This is a genomic window from Acinetobacter sp. CWB-G5, from assembly GCF_019209785.1.
Classification (GTDB): Bacteria; Pseudomonadota; Gammaproteobacteria; order Pseudomonadales; family Moraxellaceae; genus Acinetobacter; species Acinetobacter johnsonii.
In genome coordinates this window covers 47,171-68,985 of the sequence record NZ_JAHUTF010000009.1, presented here as the reverse complement: position 1 = coordinate 68,985, position 21,815 = coordinate 47,171, and the positions used below count along the sequence as shown (strand labels likewise).

21 protein-coding genes are annotated in these 21,815 nt (G+C 37.8%); 14 read left to right on the top strand and 7 right to left on the bottom strand.

From position 1 onward, the window contains the following. The first annotated feature begins 31 nt into the window (after window positions 1-31). Entirely contained in the window at window positions 32-958 is a 927-nt protein-coding gene (locus tag KVY11_RS13350; RefSeq protein ID WP_087528050.1) for a branched-chain amino acid transaminase, read from the top strand. A gap of 211 nt (window positions 959-1,169) precedes the next feature. Further along, window positions 1,170-2,045 carry an ATP-grasp fold amidoligase family protein gene (locus tag KVY11_RS13345; RefSeq protein WP_218289267.1) on the top strand — a complete coding sequence of 292 codons (876 nt, stop codon included), beginning with the start codon at window positions 1,170-1,172 and terminating at the stop codon, window positions 2,043-2,045. Between the two features lie 484 nt (window positions 2,046-2,529). On the opposite strand, the gene KVY11_RS13340 is transcribed toward KVY11_RS13345, so the two are convergent. Continuing rightward, on the bottom strand, window positions 2,530-3,552 hold the full coding sequence (locus KVY11_RS13340; protein WP_218289234.1) for an NAD-dependent epimerase: 1,023 nt from the start codon (window positions 3,550-3,552) through the stop codon (window positions 2,530-2,532). Then, window positions 3,549-4,718: a nucleotide sugar dehydrogenase gene (locus tag KVY11_RS13335; RefSeq protein ID WP_148825490.1), complete on the bottom strand. Its 1,170-nt coding sequence runs from the start codon at window positions 4,716-4,718 to the stop codon at window positions 3,549-3,551. The genes KVY11_RS13340 and KVY11_RS13335 overlap by 4 nt, the downstream gene beginning before the upstream one ends. A gap of 182 nt (window positions 4,719-4,900) precedes the next feature. Here KVY11_RS13335 and KVY11_RS13330 point away from each other — a divergent pair, with 182 nt between their 5' ends. The 11 genes from KVY11_RS13330 (at window position 4,901) to KVY11_RS13280 (ending at window position 14,320) form a co-directional block, all read left to right on the top strand. Then, a complete protein-coding gene (locus KVY11_RS13330) occupies window positions 4,901-5,674 on the top strand; it encodes a glycosyltransferase (protein ID WP_218289233.1) in 774 nt (257 codons plus the stop codon). Window positions 5,675-5,711: 37 nt separating this feature from the next. Beyond that, window positions 5,712-6,683 (top strand): stealth family protein, encoded by a 972-nt coding sequence (locus KVY11_RS13325; RefSeq protein ID WP_218289232.1) that lies wholly within the window; start codon window positions 5,712-5,714, stop codon window positions 6,681-6,683. 9 nt (window positions 6,684-6,692) lie between these two features. Continuing rightward, window positions 6,693-7,457: a glycosyltransferase family 25 protein gene (locus KVY11_RS13320; RefSeq protein ID WP_218289266.1), complete on the top strand. Its 765-nt coding sequence runs from the start codon at window positions 6,693-6,695 to the stop codon at window positions 7,455-7,457. 11 nt (window positions 7,458-7,468) lie between these two features. Beyond that, a complete protein-coding gene (locus KVY11_RS13315; RefSeq protein ID WP_218289231.1) occupies window positions 7,469-8,236 on the top strand; it encodes a glycosyltransferase family 25 protein in 768 nt (255 codons plus the stop codon). A gap of 89 nt (window positions 8,237-8,325) precedes the next feature. After that, complete coding sequence (rfbB, locus tag KVY11_RS13310; RefSeq protein ID WP_160362233.1) at window positions 8,326-9,387, top strand: dTDP-glucose 4,6-dehydratase; 1,062 nt, start codon at window positions 8,326-8,328, stop codon at window positions 9,385-9,387. Further along, window positions 9,384-10,253, top strand: coding sequence for a glucose-1-phosphate thymidylyltransferase RfbA (gene rfbA / locus KVY11_RS13305; protein ID WP_218289230.1), 870 nt, complete (start codon window positions 9,384-9,386; stop codon window positions 10,251-10,253). The genes rfbB and rfbA overlap by 4 nt, the downstream gene beginning before the upstream one ends. Window positions 10,254-10,261: 8 nt before the next feature. After that, on the top strand, window positions 10,262-11,284 hold the full coding sequence (locus KVY11_RS13300; protein ID WP_218289229.1) for a TDP-N-acetylfucosamine:lipid II N-acetylfucosaminyltransferase: 1,023 nt from the start codon (window positions 10,262-10,264) through the stop codon (window positions 11,282-11,284). Window positions 11,285-11,287: 3 nt separating this feature from the next. Next, entirely contained in the window at window positions 11,288-11,854 is a 567-nt protein-coding gene (locus KVY11_RS13295) for an acyltransferase (protein ID WP_218289228.1), read from the top strand. Between the two features lie 17 nt (window positions 11,855-11,871). Further along, entirely contained in the window at window positions 11,872-12,312 is a 441-nt protein-coding gene (locus KVY11_RS13290) for a MaoC family dehydratase (RefSeq protein ID WP_218289227.1), read from the top strand. 29 nt (window positions 12,313-12,341) lie between these two features. Further along, window positions 12,342-13,493, top strand: a complete 1,152-nt coding sequence (rffA, locus tag KVY11_RS13285) for a dTDP-4-amino-4,6-dideoxygalactose transaminase (RefSeq protein ID WP_004983564.1) — start codon at window positions 12,342-12,344, stop codon at window positions 13,491-13,493. After that, window positions 13,490-14,320 (top strand): glycosyltransferase, encoded by an 831-nt coding sequence (locus KVY11_RS13280; protein WP_218289226.1) that lies wholly within the window; start codon window positions 13,490-13,492, stop codon window positions 14,318-14,320. The genes rffA and KVY11_RS13280 overlap by 4 nt, the downstream gene beginning before the upstream one ends. Before the next feature lie 22 nt (window positions 14,321-14,342). Here the strand turns inward: KVY11_RS13280 and KVY11_RS13275 are convergent, their stop codons facing one another. The 5 genes from KVY11_RS13275 to KVY11_RS13255 form a co-directional block, all read right to left on the bottom strand. Further along, entirely contained in the window at window positions 14,343-15,263 is a 921-nt protein-coding gene (locus KVY11_RS13275; protein WP_218289225.1) for a capsular polysaccharide synthesis protein, read from the bottom strand. An 11-nt stretch (window positions 15,264-15,274) separates the two neighbouring features. Next, complete coding sequence (locus KVY11_RS13270; RefSeq protein ID WP_004983573.1) at window positions 15,275-15,493, bottom strand: hypothetical protein; 219 nt, start codon at window positions 15,491-15,493, stop codon at window positions 15,275-15,277. 152 nt (window positions 15,494-15,645) lie between these two features. Further along, on the bottom strand, window positions 15,646-16,530 hold the full coding sequence (locus tag KVY11_RS13265; RefSeq protein WP_218289224.1) for a lysophospholipid acyltransferase family protein: 885 nt from the start codon (window positions 16,528-16,530) through the stop codon (window positions 15,646-15,648). Between the two features lie 319 nt (window positions 16,531-16,849). Continuing rightward, the gene (gene aspS / locus KVY11_RS13260) at window positions 16,850-18,634 is read right to left on the bottom strand and encodes an aspartate--tRNA ligase (protein ID WP_005401682.1); all 1,785 of its coding nucleotides are present in this window, start codon (window positions 18,632-18,634) and stop codon (window positions 16,850-16,852) included. A gap of 151 nt (window positions 18,635-18,785) precedes the next feature. Continuing rightward, window positions 18,786-19,550, bottom strand: a complete 765-nt coding sequence (locus tag KVY11_RS13255) for a DUF4184 family protein (RefSeq protein ID WP_218289223.1) — start codon at window positions 19,548-19,550, stop codon at window positions 18,786-18,788. 138 nt (window positions 19,551-19,688) lie between these two features. Here KVY11_RS13255 and znuD point away from each other — a divergent pair, with 138 nt between their 5' ends. Further along, a complete protein-coding gene (znuD, locus tag KVY11_RS13250) occupies window positions 19,689-21,764 on the top strand; it encodes a zinc piracy TonB-dependent receptor ZnuD (protein WP_218289222.1) in 2,076 nt (691 codons plus the stop codon). The last annotated feature ends 51 nt before the right edge of the window (window positions 21,765-21,815 follow it).

The following is a 21,815-nucleotide window of genomic DNA, read 5'->3' as shown; positions in this document are numbered from 1 at the left end:
TGACTGTGTATATAAATTTGGAGTGTGTGTCATGAATTTGGCTGATCGTGATGGTTTTATTTGGCAAGATGGACAATTGGTTGACTGGCGTGAGGCAAAAACTCACGTATTAACACATACCTTGCACTACAGCATGGGTGTGTTTGAAGGTGTCCGTGCCTATGAAACACCGAATGGCACGGCTATTTTCCGTCTAAAAGAACACACTAAGCGTTTATTGAACTCTGCAAAAATTTATCAAATGAAAGTCCCATTTGATCAAGCAACACTAGAGCAAGCTCAAATTGATGTGGTTCGTGAAAATAAATTAGCGTCTTGCTACTTGCGTCCAATTATTTTTATTGGTTCTGAAAAATTAGGTATTGCTGCAACAGACAATACGATTCATGCGGTGGTTGCTGCGTGGAGCTGGGGTGCGTACTTAGGTGATGAAGCAATGGCGAAAGGTATTCGTGTGAAAACTTCATCATTTACCCATCACCATCCAAACGTGACGATGTGTAAAGCAAAAGCGTCAGGTAACTATACCTTGTCGATTTTAGCTCACCAAGAAGTAGCACACTCAGGTTATGACGAAGCAATGTTGCTCGACCCTCAAGGTTATGTATGCCAAGGTTCTGGCGAAAACGTATTCTTGGTAAAAGATGGTGTTTTACATACGCCAGATATCGCGGGCGGTGCACTTGATGGCATTACGCGCCAGACCATTATTACGATTGCAAAAGACTTGGGCTATGACGTAGTTGAGCGTCGTATTACACGTGATGAATTCTACATTGCGGATGAAGCATTCTTTACAGGTACTGCTGCTGAAGTGACGCCTATTCGTGAATATGATGACCGTGAAATTGGTTCCGGCACGCGTGGTCCAATCACTGAACAAATTCAAACCACATTCTTTAATGCAGTACAGGGTAAAGACCCGAAATATGCACACTGGCTAACTTATGTAAAATAAGTGGTTCGATGAAAAAAAAGGGCTCTTTGGAGCCCTTTTTTGTTTTTCATTATTTAAAAAGATATATGGATTATATTTTATAGCATTTAATTGTTTATAAGGGATCGAAGATTTTTGAACTTTTAGTAAAAATAATATTCTTAAAGCATACATAATATAATTTAATTTGTTATTATTTGGTAAAAATGAGATGTATTTAAAAATTTTACCCATGATTAACAGTCTTATATATAAAGCAAAAGTATTTAGAACATTGTTTGTTTCTGATGAGAGATATTTAAAAAAGAGGTTCATTAATAAATTAGGGTATATGCCAAATTTTAATCAACCTGAAAGTTTTAATGAGAAAGTTACTGCACGAATGATTTTTGAAAGGAGTGCATTACATACCAAATTAGCTGATAAATCGGCAGTAAGAGAGTTGATTATAGATCGGATTGGAGAAAAACATCTGGTCCCACTTATAGGCACATATTGTGACTTTAAGAATATTGATTTTGATCAATTTCCAAGCCAGTTTGTTTTGAAATGTACCCACGACAGTGGAAGCGCTATTGTTTGTCGCGATAAAGGTACATTTGATGTTAATAGAGCGGAAAGTAAACTAAATAACAGTTTAAAAATGAATATGTACTACCGCAAGCGAGAGTGGCACTATAAAAATATTTCGCCGCTCATTTTGGCAGAGCATTATGTTGACTTATATCGTGATGCTAACACGAATGCCACCATTACAACGTGTCGTGTTCACTGTTTTGAAGGGCAGCCTAAGTATGTTGAAGTCGATGTCCAAGGGAGTGATGGTACAGAGTATTCAAATATTTATGATACCTCTTGGGTGTTACAGCCTTTCACCGTAGATTGCAAAGAGAATACGCCAGAAGCGGTGATAGAACCGTGCAAGATGCATAAAATGGTTGAGCTATCTGAGCAGTTATGTTTGGAATATGGTTATAGCCGAATTGACTTCCTATTGTCACAAGATGAAGTGCTGTTTAGTGAAATTACATTGACCCCAAATGCAGGACGTATGGTTATTTCTCCTGTTGAGTGGGATGTAAAACTTGGAGAATTATGGCGTTCTTAATCATATATTGATAAATATATGCAAAAAGAAAAATAAATAAATTATTTTTATAAAGGTAGAGTCATCATGGGATTATTTATGATGGCTCTGGTGGTGTTTAATTTGGTATTTCTCTTGAGTAATTTAAGCCAATATTTTGTATAAGCTTAATGGTTTTTTGATACTGTAATTTTTAATAAAAGCCATTTCATAAACCTCGGCGAGTATAAATAAAAGTTATCCTATTGCTAAGATGTTGCTATTTAAAAATAAGCTTCGTTTATTTAGTTGAGGATATTCAAGCGAAGGATAGGTTTTTTCTACCTCAAAGAATTTGTATAGGTATAGGAGACAGGTTTGTGGTGGATGGTGATTTAGTAAGAAAAATTTTATGGTGTAACGATCTACAATTTAATTTAAATAGACCTGTATTTAGAAACCCTAACTACTGTGTAATTAGGGTTTTATTTTAGATTGGTTTAATTAATTAGATAGTGGTTTTTATTTAAACCTGATAAAAGTCGCGATACCAATCTACAAATTGTTTCACACCATCTTCAACAGAAACAGATGGTTTATACCCCACACTTTTTTCTAAAGCACTGCTATCTGCCAAAGTATCAGCCACGTCGCCTGCTTGAAGAGGGAGTAATTCCGTGATGGCCTTTTTACCAGTAGATTTTTCAATTGCACTTATAAAGTCTATTAGCTTAACAGGGTTATTATTACCAATATTAAAAATACGGAAGGGCGCATTGCTGGTCGATGGATCTGGGTGATTGCTGTCCCAATTTGGGTTTGCTTGTACAATTTGATCGCTTGAACGAATCACACCTTCGACAATATCTGAAATAAAAGTAAAGTCTCGGCTATGGTTGCCATGATTGAATACTTGGATTGTTTTACCTTCAATAATATTTTTAGTGAATTTGAAGGGAGCCATGTCAGGGCGCCCCCAAGGTCCATAAACCGTAAAGAAGCGTAAGCCTGTGGTTGGCAATTGAAATAAGTGACTATAGCTGTGGGCCATTAATTCATTCGCACGTTTTGTTGCTGCGTAAAATTGGACAGGATGATTGACACCATGCTGCTCACTAAAAGGCATGGTGGTATTTGCACCGTATACACTGCTGGTGCTGGCATAGGTCAGATGTGGTGTTTTCGCATAGCGGCAAGCTTCAATAATATTGGTAAAGCCAATAATATTGCTTTCTACATAACTCATTGGATTTTCAAGTGAGTAGCGCACGCCTGCTTGTGCAGCCAAGTGAATCACACGGTCAAACTGGTGTTGTTGAAAGCATTGATCAACTGCTGTTTTATCGGCAAGATTGGCTTGAATGAAGTCAAATTGGCCAGTACTTTGCTGAGCGGTTTGATGTAATAAGTCGATACGAGCTTGCTTTAAAGCAGGATCATAATAATCATTCATATTGTCAAAACCGACAACATTATCACCACGTTCAAGTAGTTTTTTAGAGACATGAAAGCCGATAAAGCCTGCTGCGCCTGTTACTAAAACGTTCATTCATCGCCTCCAAAAATATCCCGGGTATAGATTTTATCCTCAACATCACTTAAATCTTGCGACTTGCGATTGGCGATGATGACATCACTTTGTTGTTTAAATTGTTCTAAATCATTAATCACTTTGGATTTGAAAAATTCATCTTCATTTAAGGTTGGTTCATAAACAATCACATCAATGCCTTTTGCTTTGATGCGTTTCATGACGCCTTGAATTGCGGAGGCACGGAAGTTATCGGAGCCGCTTTTCATTACTAAACGATAAATACCGACAGTATTGGGATTTTTTGCAATGATAGAGTCTGCAATAAAGTCTTTACGGGTACTGTTAGAATCTACAATAGCCTGAATCAGGTTACTTGGCACTTGATTGTAGTTGGCAAGAAGTTGTTTTGTATCCTTTGGTAGACAATAGCCACCATAGCCAAACGATGGGTTGTTATAATGATTGCCAATGCGTTGATCTAAACATACGCCTTCAATAATTTGACGAGTGTCTAGACCGAAAGACTGGGCATAAGTATCGAGTTCATTAAAGTAAGCGACACGCATCGCGAGATAGGTGTTGGCAAATAACTTGATCGCTTCGGCTTCAGTTGAGTCAGTAAACAATACAGGACTGTCTTTTTTGATTGCACCTTCGATCAGCATATCTGCAAACAATTGAGCACGTTCTGACTTTTCACCAACAATAATCCGAGAGGGATAAAGGTTGTCATGCAGAGCCTTGCCTTCACGTAAAAACTCTGGGGAGAAGATCACATTGTCAGTGTTGTACTGGCTTTTGACTTTTTGCGTAAAGCCCACTGGCACGGTTGATTTGATAATCATCGTTGCCTGAGGATTAATCTCGACGACATCTCGAATAACACTTTCCACACTTTGCGTGTTGAAATAATTAGTTTGCACATCATAGTCGGTGGGTGTTGCAATGATGACAAAATCAGCGCCTCGATAGGCTTCATATTTGTCAGTTGTGGCACGAAAATTGAGCGGTTTCTCGCTTAAAAATGTTGATATATCTGTGTCTTGAATCGGAGAGATTTTTTGATTCAACATGTCAACTTTCGTGTCGATGATGTCTAGTGCAATCACTTCATGGTGTTGTGAGAAGATCATGGCATTAGAAAGGCCGACGTAACCTGTGCCTGCAACTGCTATTTTCATATCAACCTGATTATATATTCTTCATATGAGAGCTAAGTGAACCCTGTAAAGGATTTATCTAAGCGATTCCGTATCATAGCACAAACTATTTTTGAGTATTATGAGGGCTTTGAAAAAGCCATACACTAACTTATTGCAAGAAATGTTATGATACAACGCAGAATGCTGGTGGATGATAGAACATGCTGGAAAACGTAAACGACTCGTTGTCAAAACAGGCTGAAACACAGACAGATCAAAATATTGTGTTATGCATGAAATGGGGCACCAAATATGGGGCCGAGTACGTCAATCGTTTATATAACATGGTGAAGCGTCACACCACGGTTGATTTTAAAATGGTTTGTCTAACAGACCGTACCGAAGGAATCGACCCTGCAGTTGAATGTTTTCCCATTCCACCTTTAGCGCTTCCAGAAGGAAGTCCTGAACGTGGCTGGAATAAATTGTCTACATTCGAGCCAGACTTGTACGGTTTACAAGGTAATGCACTCTTTTTAGACTTGGATGTGGTGATTGTTGACAATATCGATAGTTTCTTTACCCATCCTGGGGATTTCCTGATTATCCATGACTGGAAACGTCCTTGGCGGATTACAGGCAACAGCTCGGTTTACCGTTTTAAACTGGGCGCTTTCCCTGGACTGATGCCTTATTTTCGGGAGCATTTTGATGAAATTCGTCAAAAATTCCGCAATGAGCAAGCTTATTTGTCTTGGTATGTCGATCAAGAGAAAAAACTTTCTTACTGGCCTGATAGTTGGTGTAAGAGTTACAAATATCACTGTTTGCAAAAAATTCCGTTGGCATACTTTAAACCCCCTGTAAAACCTGAAGGGGTTAAGGTCATTATTTTCCATGGTGAAATCAATCCACCTGATGCTATTAATGGTGGTGGTGGAAAATGGTATCGTTATGTATTGCCTTCACAGTGGATTAAGGATGCTTGGCAATAAATGCCTATTAGACTCAGATTTTGAAGTGATCAAATGAATGCAAAATATTGATATCGTGATTGCCTGGGTAGATGGCAATGATCTTGAATTAAAAAAGAAACGCCATAAATATCTGACTGGTGAAGATGCATCTGATGCAGTTAGTGCGACGCGCTTTGCCAGTAATAACGAAATTTATTATAACATCGCTTCCATCTTGAAATATGTACCGTTCTGTCGACATATCTATGTGGTGGCAGATAGTCAGCGTCCTGAGTTTATCGATGAATTTGCAGCGCAAGGTTTGTGCACTTCAGATAAAATTCGTGTGGTTGATCACCAAGAAATTTTTAGAGGTTTTGAAGAGCATTTACCAACTTTCAATACCCGTTCCATTGAAAGTATGCTTTGGAATATTGAAGGCTTATCAGATTATTTTATTTATCTGAATGATGATTTCTTTTTTAATGCGCCTGCACAAGTCGAAGACTTTTTAAAAGCGGAAAACTTGGTGATCTATGGCCATTGGCAGAATAGTTTTGCACTCAAGGTAAAGCTCAAATATCGTCAGTTGATGAGTCGCCAATTTGGAAAGCCAATTCAGCCGAAACATATGATTGCGCAGATGCTTGGTGCGGATGTTTTGGGCTTTAAGAAATTCTTTGAAATCCATCATTATCCACATATTGTAGATCGTCATGCATTAAAAGATTATTTGCTGGAACATCCACAGCTTTTAGAAACGCAGATCAAGTTTAAATTTCGTAGTGTAGAACAGTTGAATCCGATTTCATTAATGAACCACATTAAGATTCAAAAACAGCAGGCTGAGTTAAAGCCTGATCTCGAGTTGGCCTATCTTAAAAATCAGGACAGTTTGAATAGTTTTATACAAGCGCTACATAATCCTGAGATTAAGTATGGCTGCATACAGAGTTTGGATCAGCTTGATAGTGATGCTGCAAAGAAAATCAGTATGGCTATGCAGGAAAAATTAGCAGGCTATTTGCCCCATTCAGTTTTAGTTTAAAGGTTCATGATGAAAGTTGTTACTTATTTGATTAATTTGGACGGCAGTCAGGAACGACTTGAAAGAGCAACTCAGCAGCTGAATCAAGTCAACTGGCCTTTTGATCGCTTTTCTGCAGTCGATGGTCGTGGTAAAGAGTTAACTGAATTTGCAAACTACGATGATCAAGGGGCGAACGACGTACTTGGCCGTAAACTGATGAATTCGGAATTGGGCTGCTATTTAAGTCATTATGGCTGCGCGGAAAAATTTTTAAGTACAGATGCTGATTATTTGGTGGTGCTTGAAGACGATATGAAAATCAACCAAGACTTTAAAAACAAGCTTGATGGCGTGATTGAGTATCTAGATCAGCATAAAGAGCTGGATTGGTACTTGATTAACATTGCAACCAAAAAGAAAAAGTTAGCTAAAGATATTACGAATGTTGATGGTATGAGTTTGTGGCATGCTTTTTATTTTCCTATTCGTGGTTTAGGTTTGGTGTGGTCACGTCAAGGTGCAGAAGCATTTATGCAAGCTGGGAGAAAAATGACCATGCCTGTCGATATTTTCTTTCAAACATGGCTCAGTAAAAATGGGAAGGGTTTAGGCGTGTGGCCTGCTTTAGTGAAACCTGCTGGCTTGGATAGTGATATCTTGGGCACCGTGGCAGCACAAGGTATTTCTCGTAAAGAAAAAGAAGGGCGGAGTCTTTCTCACGGCATCAAAAAACAAAAGCGGATGTGGCGTGATAAGTTTTATGCTGTAAAGCATTTGGTTGCATCGAAATAAGTAGTATCGATATGAAAAATATAGTCATTAGCTTAAAAACAGCGGCTGCGCGTCGTGAGCATATCGTGCGAGAATTCGGCAAACAGAATGTTGGGTTTGAGTTTTTTGATGCGCTGACGCCTGATTTAGCACGTCCTTTAGCAGAAAAAATGCAGCTCAATATTCGGGATGAGTTTTTAAGTCCTGGTGAGTTGGCTTGTTTTATGAGTCATGTCTCGATTTGGCAAAAAATGGTAGATGAGCACATTCCTCATTTGGCTATTTTTGAAGATGATGTGTATTTAGGTAATGCTGCTGAATTATTAAATAACGCAGGCTGGATCAACCCAAATTGGGACATTATTAAGACGGAAGCATTTGCAGATCAAGTTTTTCTCGGTAATGCCCAGTCGGAAATAGCAAATGGCACGCGTCATATTGTTCAACTCACGGGAAAAAACTTAGGCACCGCAGGTTATATCCTGAGTCTTGAAGGTGCTCAAAAATATTTGGAATATGTGAAAAAAATTCAATTGATCCCACTGGACCAAGTGATGTTTGATGAATTTATACGTCATACATTTCATCCTGTATATCAGATGACGCCTGCTTTATGTATACAGGAAATGATGTTATTTCCTGAAAAGAAAACGACACTTTCAAGCGACTTGCTTGCAGAGCGTAAAGCTCGAATGAAAAAGCAAAAGAAGAAGGGCTTGGCTAAAGTTCGACTGGAGATTTTACGTATATTGAAACAAATAAAATATGCGTTAGTGGCTAAGCGGGTTGAGTTTAAATAAAAGTTGATTTGATACTTAAACTGAATACGTTGATACCTTATTTAAAAAATCAAAATATAAATGTGATGAAATGATAGGAACAGCTTGAAATGCGCATTCTAGTAACTGGCGGCGCTGGATTTATTGGTTCAGCAGTAATACGTCATATTATTGAAAACACCCATCATCATGTTTTAAATGTCGATAAGTTGACTTATGCAGGTAATCTGGAGTCACTTCAATCCATTGAAAAAAGTGAACGCTATCAATTTTTCCAAACCGATATTTGTGATCAGGTTGAATTAGAAAAAATCTTTGAAAACTTTCAACCGAATGTAGTGATGCATTTGGCTGCTGAATCGCATGTCGACCGCTCAATTGATGGTCCTGCTACATTTATCCAAACCAATATTGTGGGAACTTATAGTTTATTAGAAGCTGCACGAAAATATTGGCTAAGTCTAACCGCAGAAGTAAAAGAATCTTTTCGCTTTCATCATATTTCAACCGATGAAGTGTATGGTGATTTAGAGGGAACGACGGACCTTTTTAAAGAAACAACACCATATGCACCAAGTTCACCATATTCGGCAAGTAAGGCAAGTTCAGATCATTTGGTTCGCGCATGGCACAGAACCTATGGTTTGCCAACAATTGTGACCAATTGTTCAAATAATTATGGGCCATATCATTTTCCAGAGAAACTAATCCCTTTAGTTATTCTCAATGCTCTAGATATGAAACCTTTACCTATTTATGGTAAGGGTGATCAGATTCGGGATTGGCTTTTTGTTGAGGATCATGCACGTGCGCTGTATCAAGTTGTTACTACAGGCGCTGTAGGGCAAACCTATAATATTGGTGGACATAACGAAAAACAAAATATTGAAGTCGTAAAAACGATTTGTAATATCTTGGATGAATTAAAGCCTCAAGCCAATGGTCAAAAGTATGAGTCTCTTATTAAATTTGTCGAAGATCGTCCTGGGCATGATTTGCGTTATGCCATAGATGCGGGAAAAATTGAAAAAGATTTAGGCTGGAAACCTCTAGAAACCTTTGAAACTGGAATTCGAAAGACGGTTGAATGGTATCTGAATAATTTAGATTGGTCCCGTCGAGTTCAAGATGGTAGTTACCAACGAGAAAGATTAGGTGTAAATGCTCAATGAACACAAAAGGCATTATTTTAGCAGGTGGCTCTGGTACACGACTGTATCCGATTACCCAAGGTGTATCGAAACAGCTACTGCCTATTTACGATAAACCAATGATTTATTATCCATTGTCAGTACTGATGTTGGCAGGAATTCAGGATGTTCTGATCATTACAACTCCTGAAGACTTAGATAGTTTTAAACGCTTACTAGGCAATGGGGCTCAGTTCGGTATTCGATTAGAGTATGCCATTCAGCCAAGTCCAGATGGTTTAGCACAAGCATTTATTATTGGTGAAGAGTTTATTGGTGATAGTAATGTGTGTTTAGTACTAGGCGATAATATTTTCTATGGTCAAGGTTTTACACCAATGCTAAAACAGGCTGTTGCGCGTGAAAAAGGTGCAACAGTTTTTGGCTATCAAGTAAAAGACCCAGAACGCTTTGGTGTCGTTGAGTTTGATGATCAGAAACGCGCAATTTCACTAGAAGAAAAACCTCAACATCCAAAGTCTCATTTTGCAGTAACGGGACTGTATTTCTATGACAATGATGTGATTCAAATTGCCAAACAAGTTAAACCATCAGAGCGTGGCGAATTAGAAATTACTACCGTGAACCAAATGTATTTGGAACGTGGGGATTTAAATGTGGAACTACTTGGACGTGGTTTTGCATGGCTCGACACAGGTACACATAGTAGTTTACTTGAAGCTGCACAATTTGTAGAAACTTTAGAAAAGCGTCAAGGCTATAAAGTGGCATGCTTGGAAGAAATTGCATTTAATCAAGGTTGGTTAAGTAAAGAGCAGATTTTAAAAATTGGTCATACTATGAGTAAAAATAGTTATGGTCAGTATTTGATCTCATTGGTTGATTAGGTAAAACTGTGCAAAAAAAAATAATTCACGTCGGTATGGCTGATAAGTTTTTACCTCCTTTGATTGACTTTATACAGGAAAAATTTTCACATGAAGGTAATGTTTTTTATCTTTATGGAGATGAGAGTGTTTATGGTTTTTTAAAAGATAGAGGGGTGTTTTTTTTAGGAAAAAAAGCTAATAACACCAGCTATTTTCAGCTCTTATCAGAAATGTATAGCGCTGATAAAGTGATACTACATGGATTATTTAGTTCAAAAGTTATAAAACTTCTTTTTTATAACCCTTGGCTATTAAAGAAATGCTATTGGCTCATGTGGGGGGGGGATTTATATGAGACTCATATAAATTCTGGCCTATCTGCTTATTATAAAAAATATGTCATAAAGAATATGGGGTATTTGCTCACATATCTACCAGGCGATGTTGAATATGCGAGAAAAAGATTTGGAGCTAAAGGAAAGTATGTTGAAAACCTTGGCTATTTAAGCAATATTTTTAGTTCAAGTCACGGTTCTGATCAAAAGCATAATGAAGTTATCCATATTCTATTGGGTAATTCTGCTGACCCTGCAAATGAGCACATTGAAGCTTTAGCTCAACTCGAAAAATTTAAAGAGTCAAATATTAAGATTTATGTACCTTTATCTTATGGAAATCAAGCTTATGCAGAACAGGTGATCGAATATGGTAAGACTATATTTGAGCATAAGTTTGTCCCCTTGACTGAATTCATGACCTATGAAAAATATCAGTGTTTTCTTAAAAATATAGATATTGCTATTTTTAATCACAAACGACAGCAGGCTATGGGTAATACTATTAGTCTCTTAGGGATGGGGAAAGTAGTGTACTTGAGGCCTGGAACGTCGCAGTGGAAACTATTGAAAGAAATGGGTGTTGATATTTTTGATATTGAAGAATTTAGTTTAACTAATAATGAAAAATTAGTTAAAAATGAAATCAATATAAAGAATTACTTTTCAAAAGAAAACTTTGAAGATAAATGGAAAAGTTTGTTGGAGTCATAAAAAGTGGCATATTTATCTGAAGAACAACTCAATGCAATGGGTTTTAAGAATTTAGGCATAAACGTAAAAATTAGTGATAAAGCTTCAATTTATAATTGCGAACAAATAACGATTGGTGATCATTCGCGGATTGATGATTTTTGTGTTATTTCTGGGAAGGTAACCATAGGTCGAAATGTGCATATTGCACCAATGTGTCTAGTTGCTGGTGGTGAGAAGGGAATTATTTTTAGCGATTTTTCAGGGTTAGCCTATCATGTACAAGTTTTTACACAATCTGATGATTATAGTGGAGCATCTTTGACTAACCCAACGATACCTAAGGAATATAAAAATGAAACTAAAAGAGAAGTCACTTTAGGCAAGCATGTAATTGTAGGGGCAGGTACGATAGTATTTCCTGGGGTTTGTATCGCTGATGGATGTTCAATTGGTGCTTTAAGTCTAGTGAATAAAAGCACTCAGGAATGGGGGATTTATGTTGGTAATCCTGCAAAAAGAGTTAAAGATCGGAAAAAAGATTTATTAGATCTAGAACTTAAATATTTAAATAATAGTATTACAAACTAGGATGAATGGATTTAAGCATGTTTTTTGAATTTATTAGTTCGAATCAATGTATGCATAATGCTCTTAATTATGAAAGGGTATATAAATTTAGGTTTTCAAAAAATGATGTGGAAAAGTTTGCTGAAATAACGGGCGATGTTAATCCTATTCATTTAGATGAAGAATATGCAAAAACGACGTTTTTTAAGAGCCCAATAGTTCATGGTTTTTTTGTCGGGAGTGTATTTTCTAGGATCTTTGGCACTGATTATCCTGGTATTGGTACAATTTATTTAAACCAGTCTATGAATTTTAAAGCACCAGTATTTATGGATCAAACATATTATGCTCAGATTGTAGTGAATCAAATCGATGAAGATAAAGGAAATGTTAAACTTGCAACAACTGTTTCTGATGAGTCTGGTAGAAAAGTTTTGATAGGTGAAGCAACATTAAAACACTCACTATTTTGTGTATAAGTCTAAATAATAAATGAATTGGTAGATTGATGATTCCTTTTAATAATGCGCCAGTATTAGGTTCTGAAACTAAATTGATTGTAGACGCCATCCAGTCTAAAAAGCTCTCAGGTGATGGTAAGTATTCGAAGTTATGTCAAAAATGGTTTGAAGACTCGTTTACTTGTAAAAAAACTTTATTAACCCCTTCTTGTACACATGCACTTGAGCTAGCAGCATTATTGCTAGATATTTGTGAGGGGGATGAAGTCATTATGCCAAGCTATACTTTTGTAAGTACGGCAAATGCATTTGTTTTACGAGGTGCAAAAATTATTTTTGTAGATATTCGTCCGGATACAATGAATATCGATGAAACAAAAATAGAAGCAGCAATTACATCAAAAACAAAAGTGATTGTTCCAGTGCATTATGCAGGTGTTGCATGTGAAATGGATGTAATTATGGATTTAGCCCATAAATATCATTTGTATGTCGTTGAAGATGCTGCGCAAGGTGTCATGTCTACCTATAAAGGAAAGGCATTGGGGACTATTGGACATTTAGCTGCTTTTAGTTTTCATGAAACAAAAAATTATACGAGTGGCGGTGAGGGCGGGTTATTACTCATAAATGATCAACGGTTTATAGAAAGAGCAGAAGTTATTAGGGAAAAAGGCACTAATCGTAGCCAGTTTTTTAGAGGTATGGTGGATAAATATACTTGGAGTGATATTGGTAGTAGTTTGTTGCCAAGTGAGCTTCAGGCTGCTTATTTATTTGCTCAGTTGGATAGTGCTGAACATATTAATCAAGAGCGCTTAAAGGCATGGAACTATTATTATGAAAAATTGGTTCCCTTAACATATAGCTCAAAAATAGAATTATCACAAATTCCTGAAAACTGTAAACATAATGCTCATATGTTTTATGTGAAAGTTAAAGATATAAAACAAAGAAGTGGTTTACTCCAATATTTGAAAGACAACGGTGTTCAGGCTACATTTCATTATGTTCCCTTGCATAGCTCTCCCGCAGGTGAAAAATACTCTGAGTTTTGTGGTCTTGATGAATTCACGACTAAAGAGAGCGAGAGATTGCTAAGGTTGCCTTTATGGTATGGTATTTCTAATCAACAACAGGAAACTGTCGTGAAAATGATTTATACATTTTTTGAAACTATAATTAGTGCAGATGAATGATGGAACCACTAATTTCTGTATATATACCAACCTATAACAGGTTGGAGCTTTTAAAAAGGGCTGTTCAGTCTGTACAGAATCAAACATATAAAAATTTTGAAATCATTATTGTCGATGATAACTCATCAGATGGTACACAAGATTTTTTAGTTGGATTGACCAAAGTAGATTCACGTATTCGCTATTTTTTTAAGGATAAAAATAGCGGTGCATGCGTCAGCCGAAATATTGCAATTAATTTAGCACAAGGTGAGTTAATCACAGGCTTAGATGATGATGATTATTTTTTACCACATCGCCTTGAGTTCTTTCTAGATTATTGGGTAAATAAAAAGAGAGAAGACTCAATCGCTTTATTTACTTCAAATATTAAAAGTGAAAAAAGTAATCAAGCAAAAGAGCATAGTTTATTTTCTAAAAAATACTTTAAGAAAGATGATCTCCTTTTTGCAAACTATGTTGGTAATCAAATTTTTACAGAAACAAAAACGTTACGACAAGTTTCTGGTTTTGATGAGAGTTTCTGCATGTGGCAAGACTTAGAGCTTTGGTATCGAGTTGGTGACTTGGGTAATTTTGAGCACGTTGATAAGCCTACATATTTTTTTGATACAAGTCATTTGTATGGGAGAATTAGCGAAGCTAAATCAGAAAAAATATTTAAAACAGTTGAGCAGTTTTCCGAAAAAAATCAGTTAAATAATTTTAAAAAAAGAATGTTAAATAATCACTTATACAACTATAAAGTGATACATAAAGATCGTTTCGCAAATTTTATTAAAGAAATTTTGAAGTTAAGTATTATTATGAGAAACTTTTTTAAATAAATGGGCTTATTTCAGAGAGTATTTAGAAATACTCTCTGAAATAAGTTTTTTGCTTATTTGCTTTTTCGGCCTTAAATTTATAGGTTAATTTATATATTTTATAGATATCCTTTTCTAACTTGGAACTATCAATTTGATTAATCTCTTTAAATAAAATGCTATTTAAAAGATGGCGATTGTCACCATATTGAGGTAGTTTTTTAAGATTCTCTTGGAAAGATTGTATATTTCGATATAAAAGTTCGAAATAATAGTCGATTAAAAAGTAGTCTATAAGTTGATCGTTATTTTTCCAATATTCGAAAAATAAGTCTTTAAATAGCAAAGCAATGAAATCATTTTTACCAAATTTTATAAAATTACCAGCCCAACGACCTTTTGATATTGAGTAGGTAGGAAAAATAGCGCTAGTTAAGCTAAAAAAAGAATGATTTGTTACGTATTTGGGAAGTGATGACAGGGTTAAATATGTTGAATCAATCCATATGCCCCCATGCGTTGCTAACAAGGTAAATCTTAATATATCCGAGAGTTGTGTATAAGAGATGATACCTTTTTTAAATTTTTCTTCAATGTAAGAAGGTAAATCAATAAAATCTTTATAATTATCTAATGTTACTATTTTAATCGTGTATTCATCTTGATTAAATTGCTTTAGATTCCAGATACACTTTTGTACCAGAGCAGGAGCTTGATCTTCTCCCTGAAACCAGCATACCCAAATAATATTAGTGATGCTTGGGTTATTATTTATTAATAGTTTCTCTTTGTACGTTTCTAATGTATCGAGATGTAATTTTTGTAATTCCTGAACAATTAAATCTGTTTTTTTCTGGAATAAAAAGTTTGAAAATCTTCTTAAAAAATAATGCTTTTTTGAAATTTTAAACAATTTATTGATCAATTGAACTTGTCTAAATATTTTTGGCGAAATTGTTTGCATATATTTAGACCCTATTCCTTATCCGCATTTCCCTTTAAGACCATATAAATTAAACCGACAAAAATGACAAAAGCACCCGCAAGGCTACTTACACAGAAAAAGACAATACGGTCATAGGTGGTTAAATTAAATAATTGATTGTCTAGAATATAGCGCATGAAAAACCATTGTACGATTGCAAACACAATTAGCACAATACCACGACGACGGACTTCAGGGCGCATAGCCATTTGGTTGCTCACAACTTATCTAAAACAGTGCGCTATTATGCCACTGCTGAGAATTGATCTCAAATGAATAAAAGTATTCTATTCAGGCCTTTAGCAAATAGCATAAATTATTGCTTTCGAACTGCTTGAGATCATGTGCGAGTTTGTGGAGCCTACATTGGTGGCTGTATCTGATAAGCATTGATATTGCCATAACAATTTCTAAAACGTTTATAGGACCAAATATACTGTTCAGGTGCTTGGTTAATTATGTCTTGCATGGCAAGATTTAAACTGTCCACCGACAGCTGTAGATCTGTCGATAAAATATCTTGAGATAGCTCAGTACAGTACACATCAAAACCTGTTGCGTCAGCATTACGAATACAACTTAATCCAATCACATTGCATTGCGTTTTAGCTGCCATTTTAGAGACCAGTGTCGTGGACAAAGTATTTTGCTGGAAAAAATATGAATAAATACCTCCACTCGGTTTTGGCAGATGATCTGGTAAAACAACAGTTAACCCACCTTGCTTGAGGTGTTTAAAAATCTGACGAATCCCTGTTTCATCAGTAGGAACAAGGGTTGCATTAAACTTTTGCCGTGCAGCTAAAATATAGCGATTAACACCTTTAATTTTATAGGGTTTGTACATAATCATGGGTTGCGTATAGACATTTAACCATGCATTTAACAGCTCCCAACAACCAAAATGAGGAATGACCACAATCACGCCTTTTTTATTGGCTAAAGCCTCTGTTAGAACAGATTCCCCCTGAATATTTTTTAATAAATCTAGGTTGTATTGTGGTGGCATTCCCCAACATTTTAAAAATTCAATATAGGTCTGGCACTGGCTTTGAATGCTGAGATGAACACGTTTCTGGAGTGCTATTGGGTCGAGCTCAGGGTAGGCCAACTGCAGATTAATAGTGGTGATACGCTTGATTGAAGAGTCACTATAGTAAAGCAGGTGTGCAATTCCGCGTGCGATGTATTGTAAAAAGGACAATGGAAAAAGTGAGATGATTTTAAGCAGATAATAAATAGCCATATTTTGACTCAGAAATCTTTTGAAAAGATGAGATGAGAGAAAATTTTGCAAAGAGACTTAAAAATCTAAGATAGATAAAATCAAAAAAAGATGAGCGTCTTAAGAACAAAATAAATGAATAAATCAATAGAGTGATTCAGTGCAAGAACGGCTGCAATAAAATATAGACTATCGTGAATCACTGTAAGGGGGATAGATCAAAAGTTCAAAAGAAATTTTGGAAAATTTGAAGCGAAAATAATATCTATGGAATGGATGGTCTTGTCTTGAATGAAAAAACCCTGCGCATGGCAGGGTTTTTTCATTCAAAATCTAAAGATTATTTAGTTTCTTCAGCTTTTGGCTTTTCACGTAAGCGAATACCTAAATCTCGTAGTTGATTTGATTCAACTGGTGCAGGTGCTTGCGTTAATGGACATTCAGCAGTTTTGGTTTTCGGGAATGCAATCACATCACGAATAGACGCACCACCTGTCATGAGCATGACTAAACGGTCTAGACCGAATGCTAAACCACCATGCGGAGGAGCACCATAACGTAATGCGTTGAGTAAGAAACTGAATTTCTCTTCGGCTTCTTCTTCACCAATACCTAAAGCTTCAAAAATTGCTTTTTGCATTTCTAGGTTATGAATACGCAGTGAACCACCACCAATTTCGGTACCGTTTAACACCATGTCATAAGCCACAGAAAGTGCAGCACCTGGGTTATTCTTCACATCTTCAACGCTTGATTTAGGCAGTGTGAATGGGTGGTGAACAGAAGTCCATTTGCCATCATCTGTTTCTTCAAACATTGGGAAGTCAACCACCCAAAGCGGTGCCCATTCGCAAGTCGACATTTTCAAGTCATGACCGACTTTAATACGTAAAGCACCCATGGCATCGTTCACAACTTTAGCTTTGTCAGCACCAAAGAACACGATATCGCCATTTTCTGCGCCAACACGTTTCAATAGATCAAGCACGATTGGCTCGATGAATTTCACGATTGGAGATTGTAAGCCTTCGATACCTTTTTCAAGCTCGTTTACTTTAATGTACGCTAAACCTTTTGCACCGTAGATGCCGACAAATTTCGTGTATTCATCGATTTGGCTACGTGGTAAAGAACCTGCACCCGGAACACGTAATGCAACGATACGGCCTTTAGGATCTTTTGCAGGACCTGCGAATACTTTGAATTCAACTTCTTGCATCAGGTCTGCAACGTCAACCAATTTCAAAGGAATACGTAAGTCTGGTTTGTCCGATGCATAGTCACGCATAGCATCTGTATAGGTCATGCGCGGGAATTTATCGAATTGAACATCAAGAAGTTCTTTGAACATCTTAACCGTCAACGTTTCCATTAAATCCATGATGTCATCGTCACTCATGAACGATGTTTCAACGTCGATTTGGGTGAATTCAGGTTGACGGTCTGCACGTAAGTCTTCATCACGGAAACATTTTGCGATTTGATAGTAACGATCGATACCACCCACCATCAACAATTGTTTAAATAGTTGTGGTGATTGTGGAAGTGCGTAGAAGCTACCATTTGAAACACGGCTTGGCACTAAGTAGTCACGTGCACCTTCAGGCGTTGCACGGGTTAAAATTGGAGTTTCAACGTCCAAGAAACCATTGTCTTCGAAATAGTTACGAATTAGGTTGGTTAGTTTAGAACGGAAACGTAAACGATCTAACATTTCAGGACGACGGATGTCCAAGAAACGGTATTTCAAACGAATTTCTTCAGAAATATTAGTGTTGTCGTCATTCAATGGGAACGGCGGAGTTTCTGATGCAGCAAGAACTTCGATTTCTTTACCTAAAACTTCGATTTGACCGCTCACCATATTGGCATTTTCTGTGCCTGCATAACGGCGACGTACGCGACCTGTAATTTTTAATACGAATTCTGAACGTACTTTGTCTGCAGTTGCGAATGCTTCAGGAGTGTCTGGGTCAATAACCACTTGCACAAGACCATCACGGTCACGCATATCAAGGAAGATGACACCACCGTGGTCACGGCGACGGTGTACCCAACCGCAGAGGGTTACTGTTTCATCAATTTGAGCTTCGGTTAAAGAACCGCAGTAATGAGTTCGCATCATGGCGTTAAAAATCCAACTATATGGCTAAAGGTAGCGAATACGTAAACAGCGTACCGCCAGAAATAAAGGTAGGATTATGCCTCTTTGGGCATTGACTCTCAAGGCATAGCTTAAAAAAGGCATGAAATAGCATTTAAGCGTTGGTCTAAATTCAGCCTAAACGATAGTCTCGATCTAAAAATAAAAACAGAATGCAGCCAAAGATTAGAATTAGCAAAGCGACTTGGCTAAATTCATTAATACTTCGCCCCGTAAAATAATACAGGTCTGACTGCCACACTTGCGTGGGAATATAACGTGCATAGTCCCAGACACTGACTAAACCGCCCAAAAGGCTGAGTATAAACAGTCCAATCGCATAGAGTTTGATTTTTAAACTGACAGGAAAATGTTGCTGATAGGTTTGGTAATATCGCCAACTCATCCACGCCAACAAGGGGAGGGCCAGTGCCGATGTGCCAATTTGTAAAATGCGGTGTAGTGGATAGCCGTGCCCTAACAGTGAGACCTTCTGGCTTAGAAACTCATGTCCGAACAAAGTTCGGTGATCAACATGGGTGAGTCCATCCCATAACAGATGCGTTGCTGTGCCGAGCAGTATTGCGAGAATAACGGCCACAGAAAATTTAAAAAAACGCAGCATACTGTTGAGACTTAATTCATGCTGAATGCCTAAAAAACGATAAAAACAGGGCCGTAATAGCGCGTACCACAAAACACAAAAACTGAGTCCAATCCAAAGATCAGGATGAATCAGTGAAGTCCAGTAGTGGGTAGTATTTGAATTGGCTTGTGTAAACAGTCGATAAAGATCAGGGGTCATACTGCCAATGGCAATGGCAGCAATCGGTAAACGGTCACCACTGAGTTTGGCTAAAGGGGGCGCGAGAACGGCATGTGAAATGGTAAAGGGCATTGATCTGTTGGTGTTGGCATCGACTTAGATGGATAGGGCAGTTTATCTTTTTTCTATGATTGGAATGTTTTTTATTGCAATGAATTTGAAATGTTATATTATAACAATATTCAAAAATTGTACGCTTGAGTGAGTTCCATGTCTTTCCATAAAAATTTGATAACGCTCTCTATTTTGGCGGTGGCCACACCTGCCGTTTTTGCAGATGACACAACAACACAACAACTTGAAACGTTGACCAGCCAAGCACATCCACTCGTTCAGACCGCTGCTGATTTTGCAGTCGCCGATCAGGTCATCGAGCAAAAAAGTTTAAAAGAACGCGCACCGACCATTGGAGATGCTTTGGCCGATGAGCTAGGCGTATATTCAAATCAATATGGTTCAGGTTCAAGCCGACCTGTGATTCGTGGTCAAGATGGCCCACGCGTGAAAGTTTTACAACATGCTTCAGAAACAGCCGATGTTTCGAGTTTATCGCCAGACCATGCCGTGACGGTCGATCCGATTTTGGCCAAGCAAATTGAAATCATCCGTGGCCCTTCAACCCTGTTATACAGTGCAGGCACCGTGGGTGGGTTGGTCAATGTCACCGATCAAAAAATTCCAACCAGCATGCCTGAAAAAGGTCTAGAAGGTACGGCAGGATTACGCTACAACTCTGGCAGTGATGAAAAGTTGGCCAGTGCTGGGGCGACGGTTGCTTTGGGCAGTCAGTTTGCTTTGCGGGTTGAAGGTTCAAAACGTGAAGCGAATGACTATATTGCGCCGAACTATTTCCATGAGCATGAGGGGGAACTCGAAAAAGAACGTCGTGTCGGAAATACCTTTGCCAAAGGTGAAACTGTCAGTGTTGGTGGTTCATGGATTGGTGAGCGTGGTTTTGCGGGTATTGCCTATACCAACCGTCAAGATCAATACGGTTTACCTGGGCACAGCCATGAATATGAAAGCTGTCATCCGCATGAGGATCATTTGCACTGTGACGGAAGCGATAATCATGGACATACGGATGAACATGATCACTCAGGACACGACCATGCGCATGACGAACATGAGACAGGGCCTTGGGTAGTCTTAAAGTCGGAGCGTTATGACTTCCGTACAGAAATTTTAAATCCGATTGCAGGGTTTGAGAAGTTACGTGCCCATGCCAGTTATACCGACTACCAACATGATGAAATTGAAGGTGATAGCGTTGCAACCACCTTTAAAAGTAAAGGTTATGATGCGCGTCTAGAAATGGTGCATCAGCCGATTGCGGATTGGGAAGGTGTGGTTGGCGTACAGTACAATCAACAGAAACTAGATATCACGGGTGAAGAGTCTATTTTAGAACCGACCAAGACGCAAAAGTGGAGCGTGTTTGGTTTAGAACATAAGCAATGGAATGACTTCCATTTTGAGTTAGGGGCACGTGTCGATCAGCAGACCATTGATATTGAATCTGATCGAAAAGACTATGATGATTATGCCGTGTCCTATTCGGGTGCTGTGAATTGGATGTTTGCACCGAACTATAAGCTGTCTTTGGTTGGATCACATCAAGAGCGTTTACCTTTGGCGCAAGAGCTTTATGCTGATGGTAAGCATCTTGCAACCAATACCTACGAGCGTGGCAATGAAAATCTTGATGTCGAAAAGTCCAATAATCTAGAATTAGGTTTCCATTACGATACGGATAAAATTGATTATCACGTTCATGTTTACCACAACTGGTATGACAACTACATTTATGCTCAAACCGCAGACCGTTACGAAAACTTCCGCCTAGTAGACTACACCCAAGACAAAGCGCGTTTTTATGGGACTGAAGCAGAAGCCTCTTATGCTATCAATGATGTGTATAAAATGAGTGTCTTTGGTGACTATGTACGTGGCAAAATTGACAATGAAAATGCGCCGCGAGTGCCTGCCGGCCGTTTAGGAACAAAAGTGAATGCGAACTTTAGTGACACGTGGTCGGGTACGGCAGAGTATTACCATGTGTTTGAGCAAGATCGAATTGCAAGCTATGAGACGGAAACACAGGGCTATAACATGGTGAATCTGGGCTTGGTGTATAATGGTCAGTATATGCAGGGCAATGATTATCGCGTGTATTTCAAAGCCAATAACCTCTTAGATGAGACGGTTTATTCGCATACCTCTTTCTTATCGACCATTCCACAAGTTGGGCGTAACTTCACAGTTGGACTGGACTTTAGTTTCTAAGTGCTATTTCAAGCCTCAACCCAACCTTTTCCGTAAAGAGGAGGTGCTCCC

Bases quoted from the DNA above. Each gene is read 5' to 3' on its own strand.
- KVY11_RS13340 (WP_218289234.1), bottom strand. From the start codon at position 3,552: ATGAACGTTTTAGTAACAGGCGCAGCAGGCTTTATCGGCTTTCATGTC.
- KVY11_RS13315 (WP_218289231.1), top strand. From the start codon at position 7,469: ATGAAAAATATAGTCATTAGCTTAAAAACAGCGGCTGCGCGTCGTGAG.
- KVY11_RS13270 (WP_004983573.1), bottom strand. From the start codon at position 15,493: ATGGCTATGCGCCCTGAAGTCCGTCGTCGTGGTATTGTGCTAATTGTG.
- rffA (WP_004983564.1), top strand. From the start codon at position 12,342: ATGATTCCTTTTAATAATGCGCCAGTATTAGGTTCTGAAACTAAATTG.
- KVY11_RS13335 (WP_148825490.1), bottom strand. From the start codon at position 4,718: ATGAAAATAGCAGTTGCAGGCACAGGTTACGTCGGCCTTTCTAATGCC.
- KVY11_RS13325 (WP_218289232.1), top strand. From the start codon at position 5,712: ATGCAAAATATTGATATCGTGATTGCCTGGGTAGATGGCAATGATCTT.
- KVY11_RS13280 (WP_218289226.1), top strand. From the start codon at position 13,490: ATGATGGAACCACTAATTTCTGTATATATACCAACCTATAACAGGTTG.
- KVY11_RS13265 (WP_218289224.1), bottom strand. From the start codon at position 16,530: ATGGCTATTTATTATCTGCTTAAAATCATCTCACTTTTTCCATTGTCC.
- rfbA (WP_218289230.1), top strand. From the start codon at position 9,384: ATGAACACAAAAGGCATTATTTTAGCAGGTGGCTCTGGTACACGACTG.
- KVY11_RS13255 (WP_218289223.1), bottom strand. From the start codon at position 19,550: ATGCCCTTTACCATTTCACATGCCGTTCTCGCGCCCCCTTTAGCCAAA.
- rfbB (WP_160362233.1), top strand. From the start codon at position 8,326: ATGCGCATTCTAGTAACTGGCGGCGCTGGATTTATTGGTTCAGCAGTA.
- KVY11_RS13345 (WP_218289267.1), top strand. From the start codon at position 1,170: ATGATTAACAGTCTTATATATAAAGCAAAAGTATTTAGAACATTGTTT.
- KVY11_RS13320 (WP_218289266.1), top strand. From the start codon at position 6,693: ATGAAAGTTGTTACTTATTTGATTAATTTGGACGGCAGTCAGGAACGA.
- KVY11_RS13290 (WP_218289227.1), top strand. From the start codon at position 11,872: ATGTTTTTTGAATTTATTAGTTCGAATCAATGTATGCATAATGCTCTT.
- KVY11_RS13350 (WP_087528050.1), top strand. From the start codon at position 32: ATGAATTTGGCTGATCGTGATGGTTTTATTTGGCAAGATGGACAATTG.
- znuD (WP_218289222.1), top strand. From the start codon at position 19,689: ATGTCTTTCCATAAAAATTTGATAACGCTCTCTATTTTGGCGGTGGCC.
- KVY11_RS13330 (WP_218289233.1), top strand. From the start codon at position 4,901: ATGCTGGAAAACGTAAACGACTCGTTGTCAAAACAGGCTGAAACACAG.
- KVY11_RS13275 (WP_218289225.1), bottom strand. From the start codon at position 15,263: ATGCAAACAATTTCGCCAAAAATATTTAGACAAGTTCAATTGATCAAT.
- aspS (WP_005401682.1), bottom strand. From the start codon at position 18,634: ATGATGCGAACTCATTACTGCGGTTCTTTAACCGAAGCTCAAATTGAT.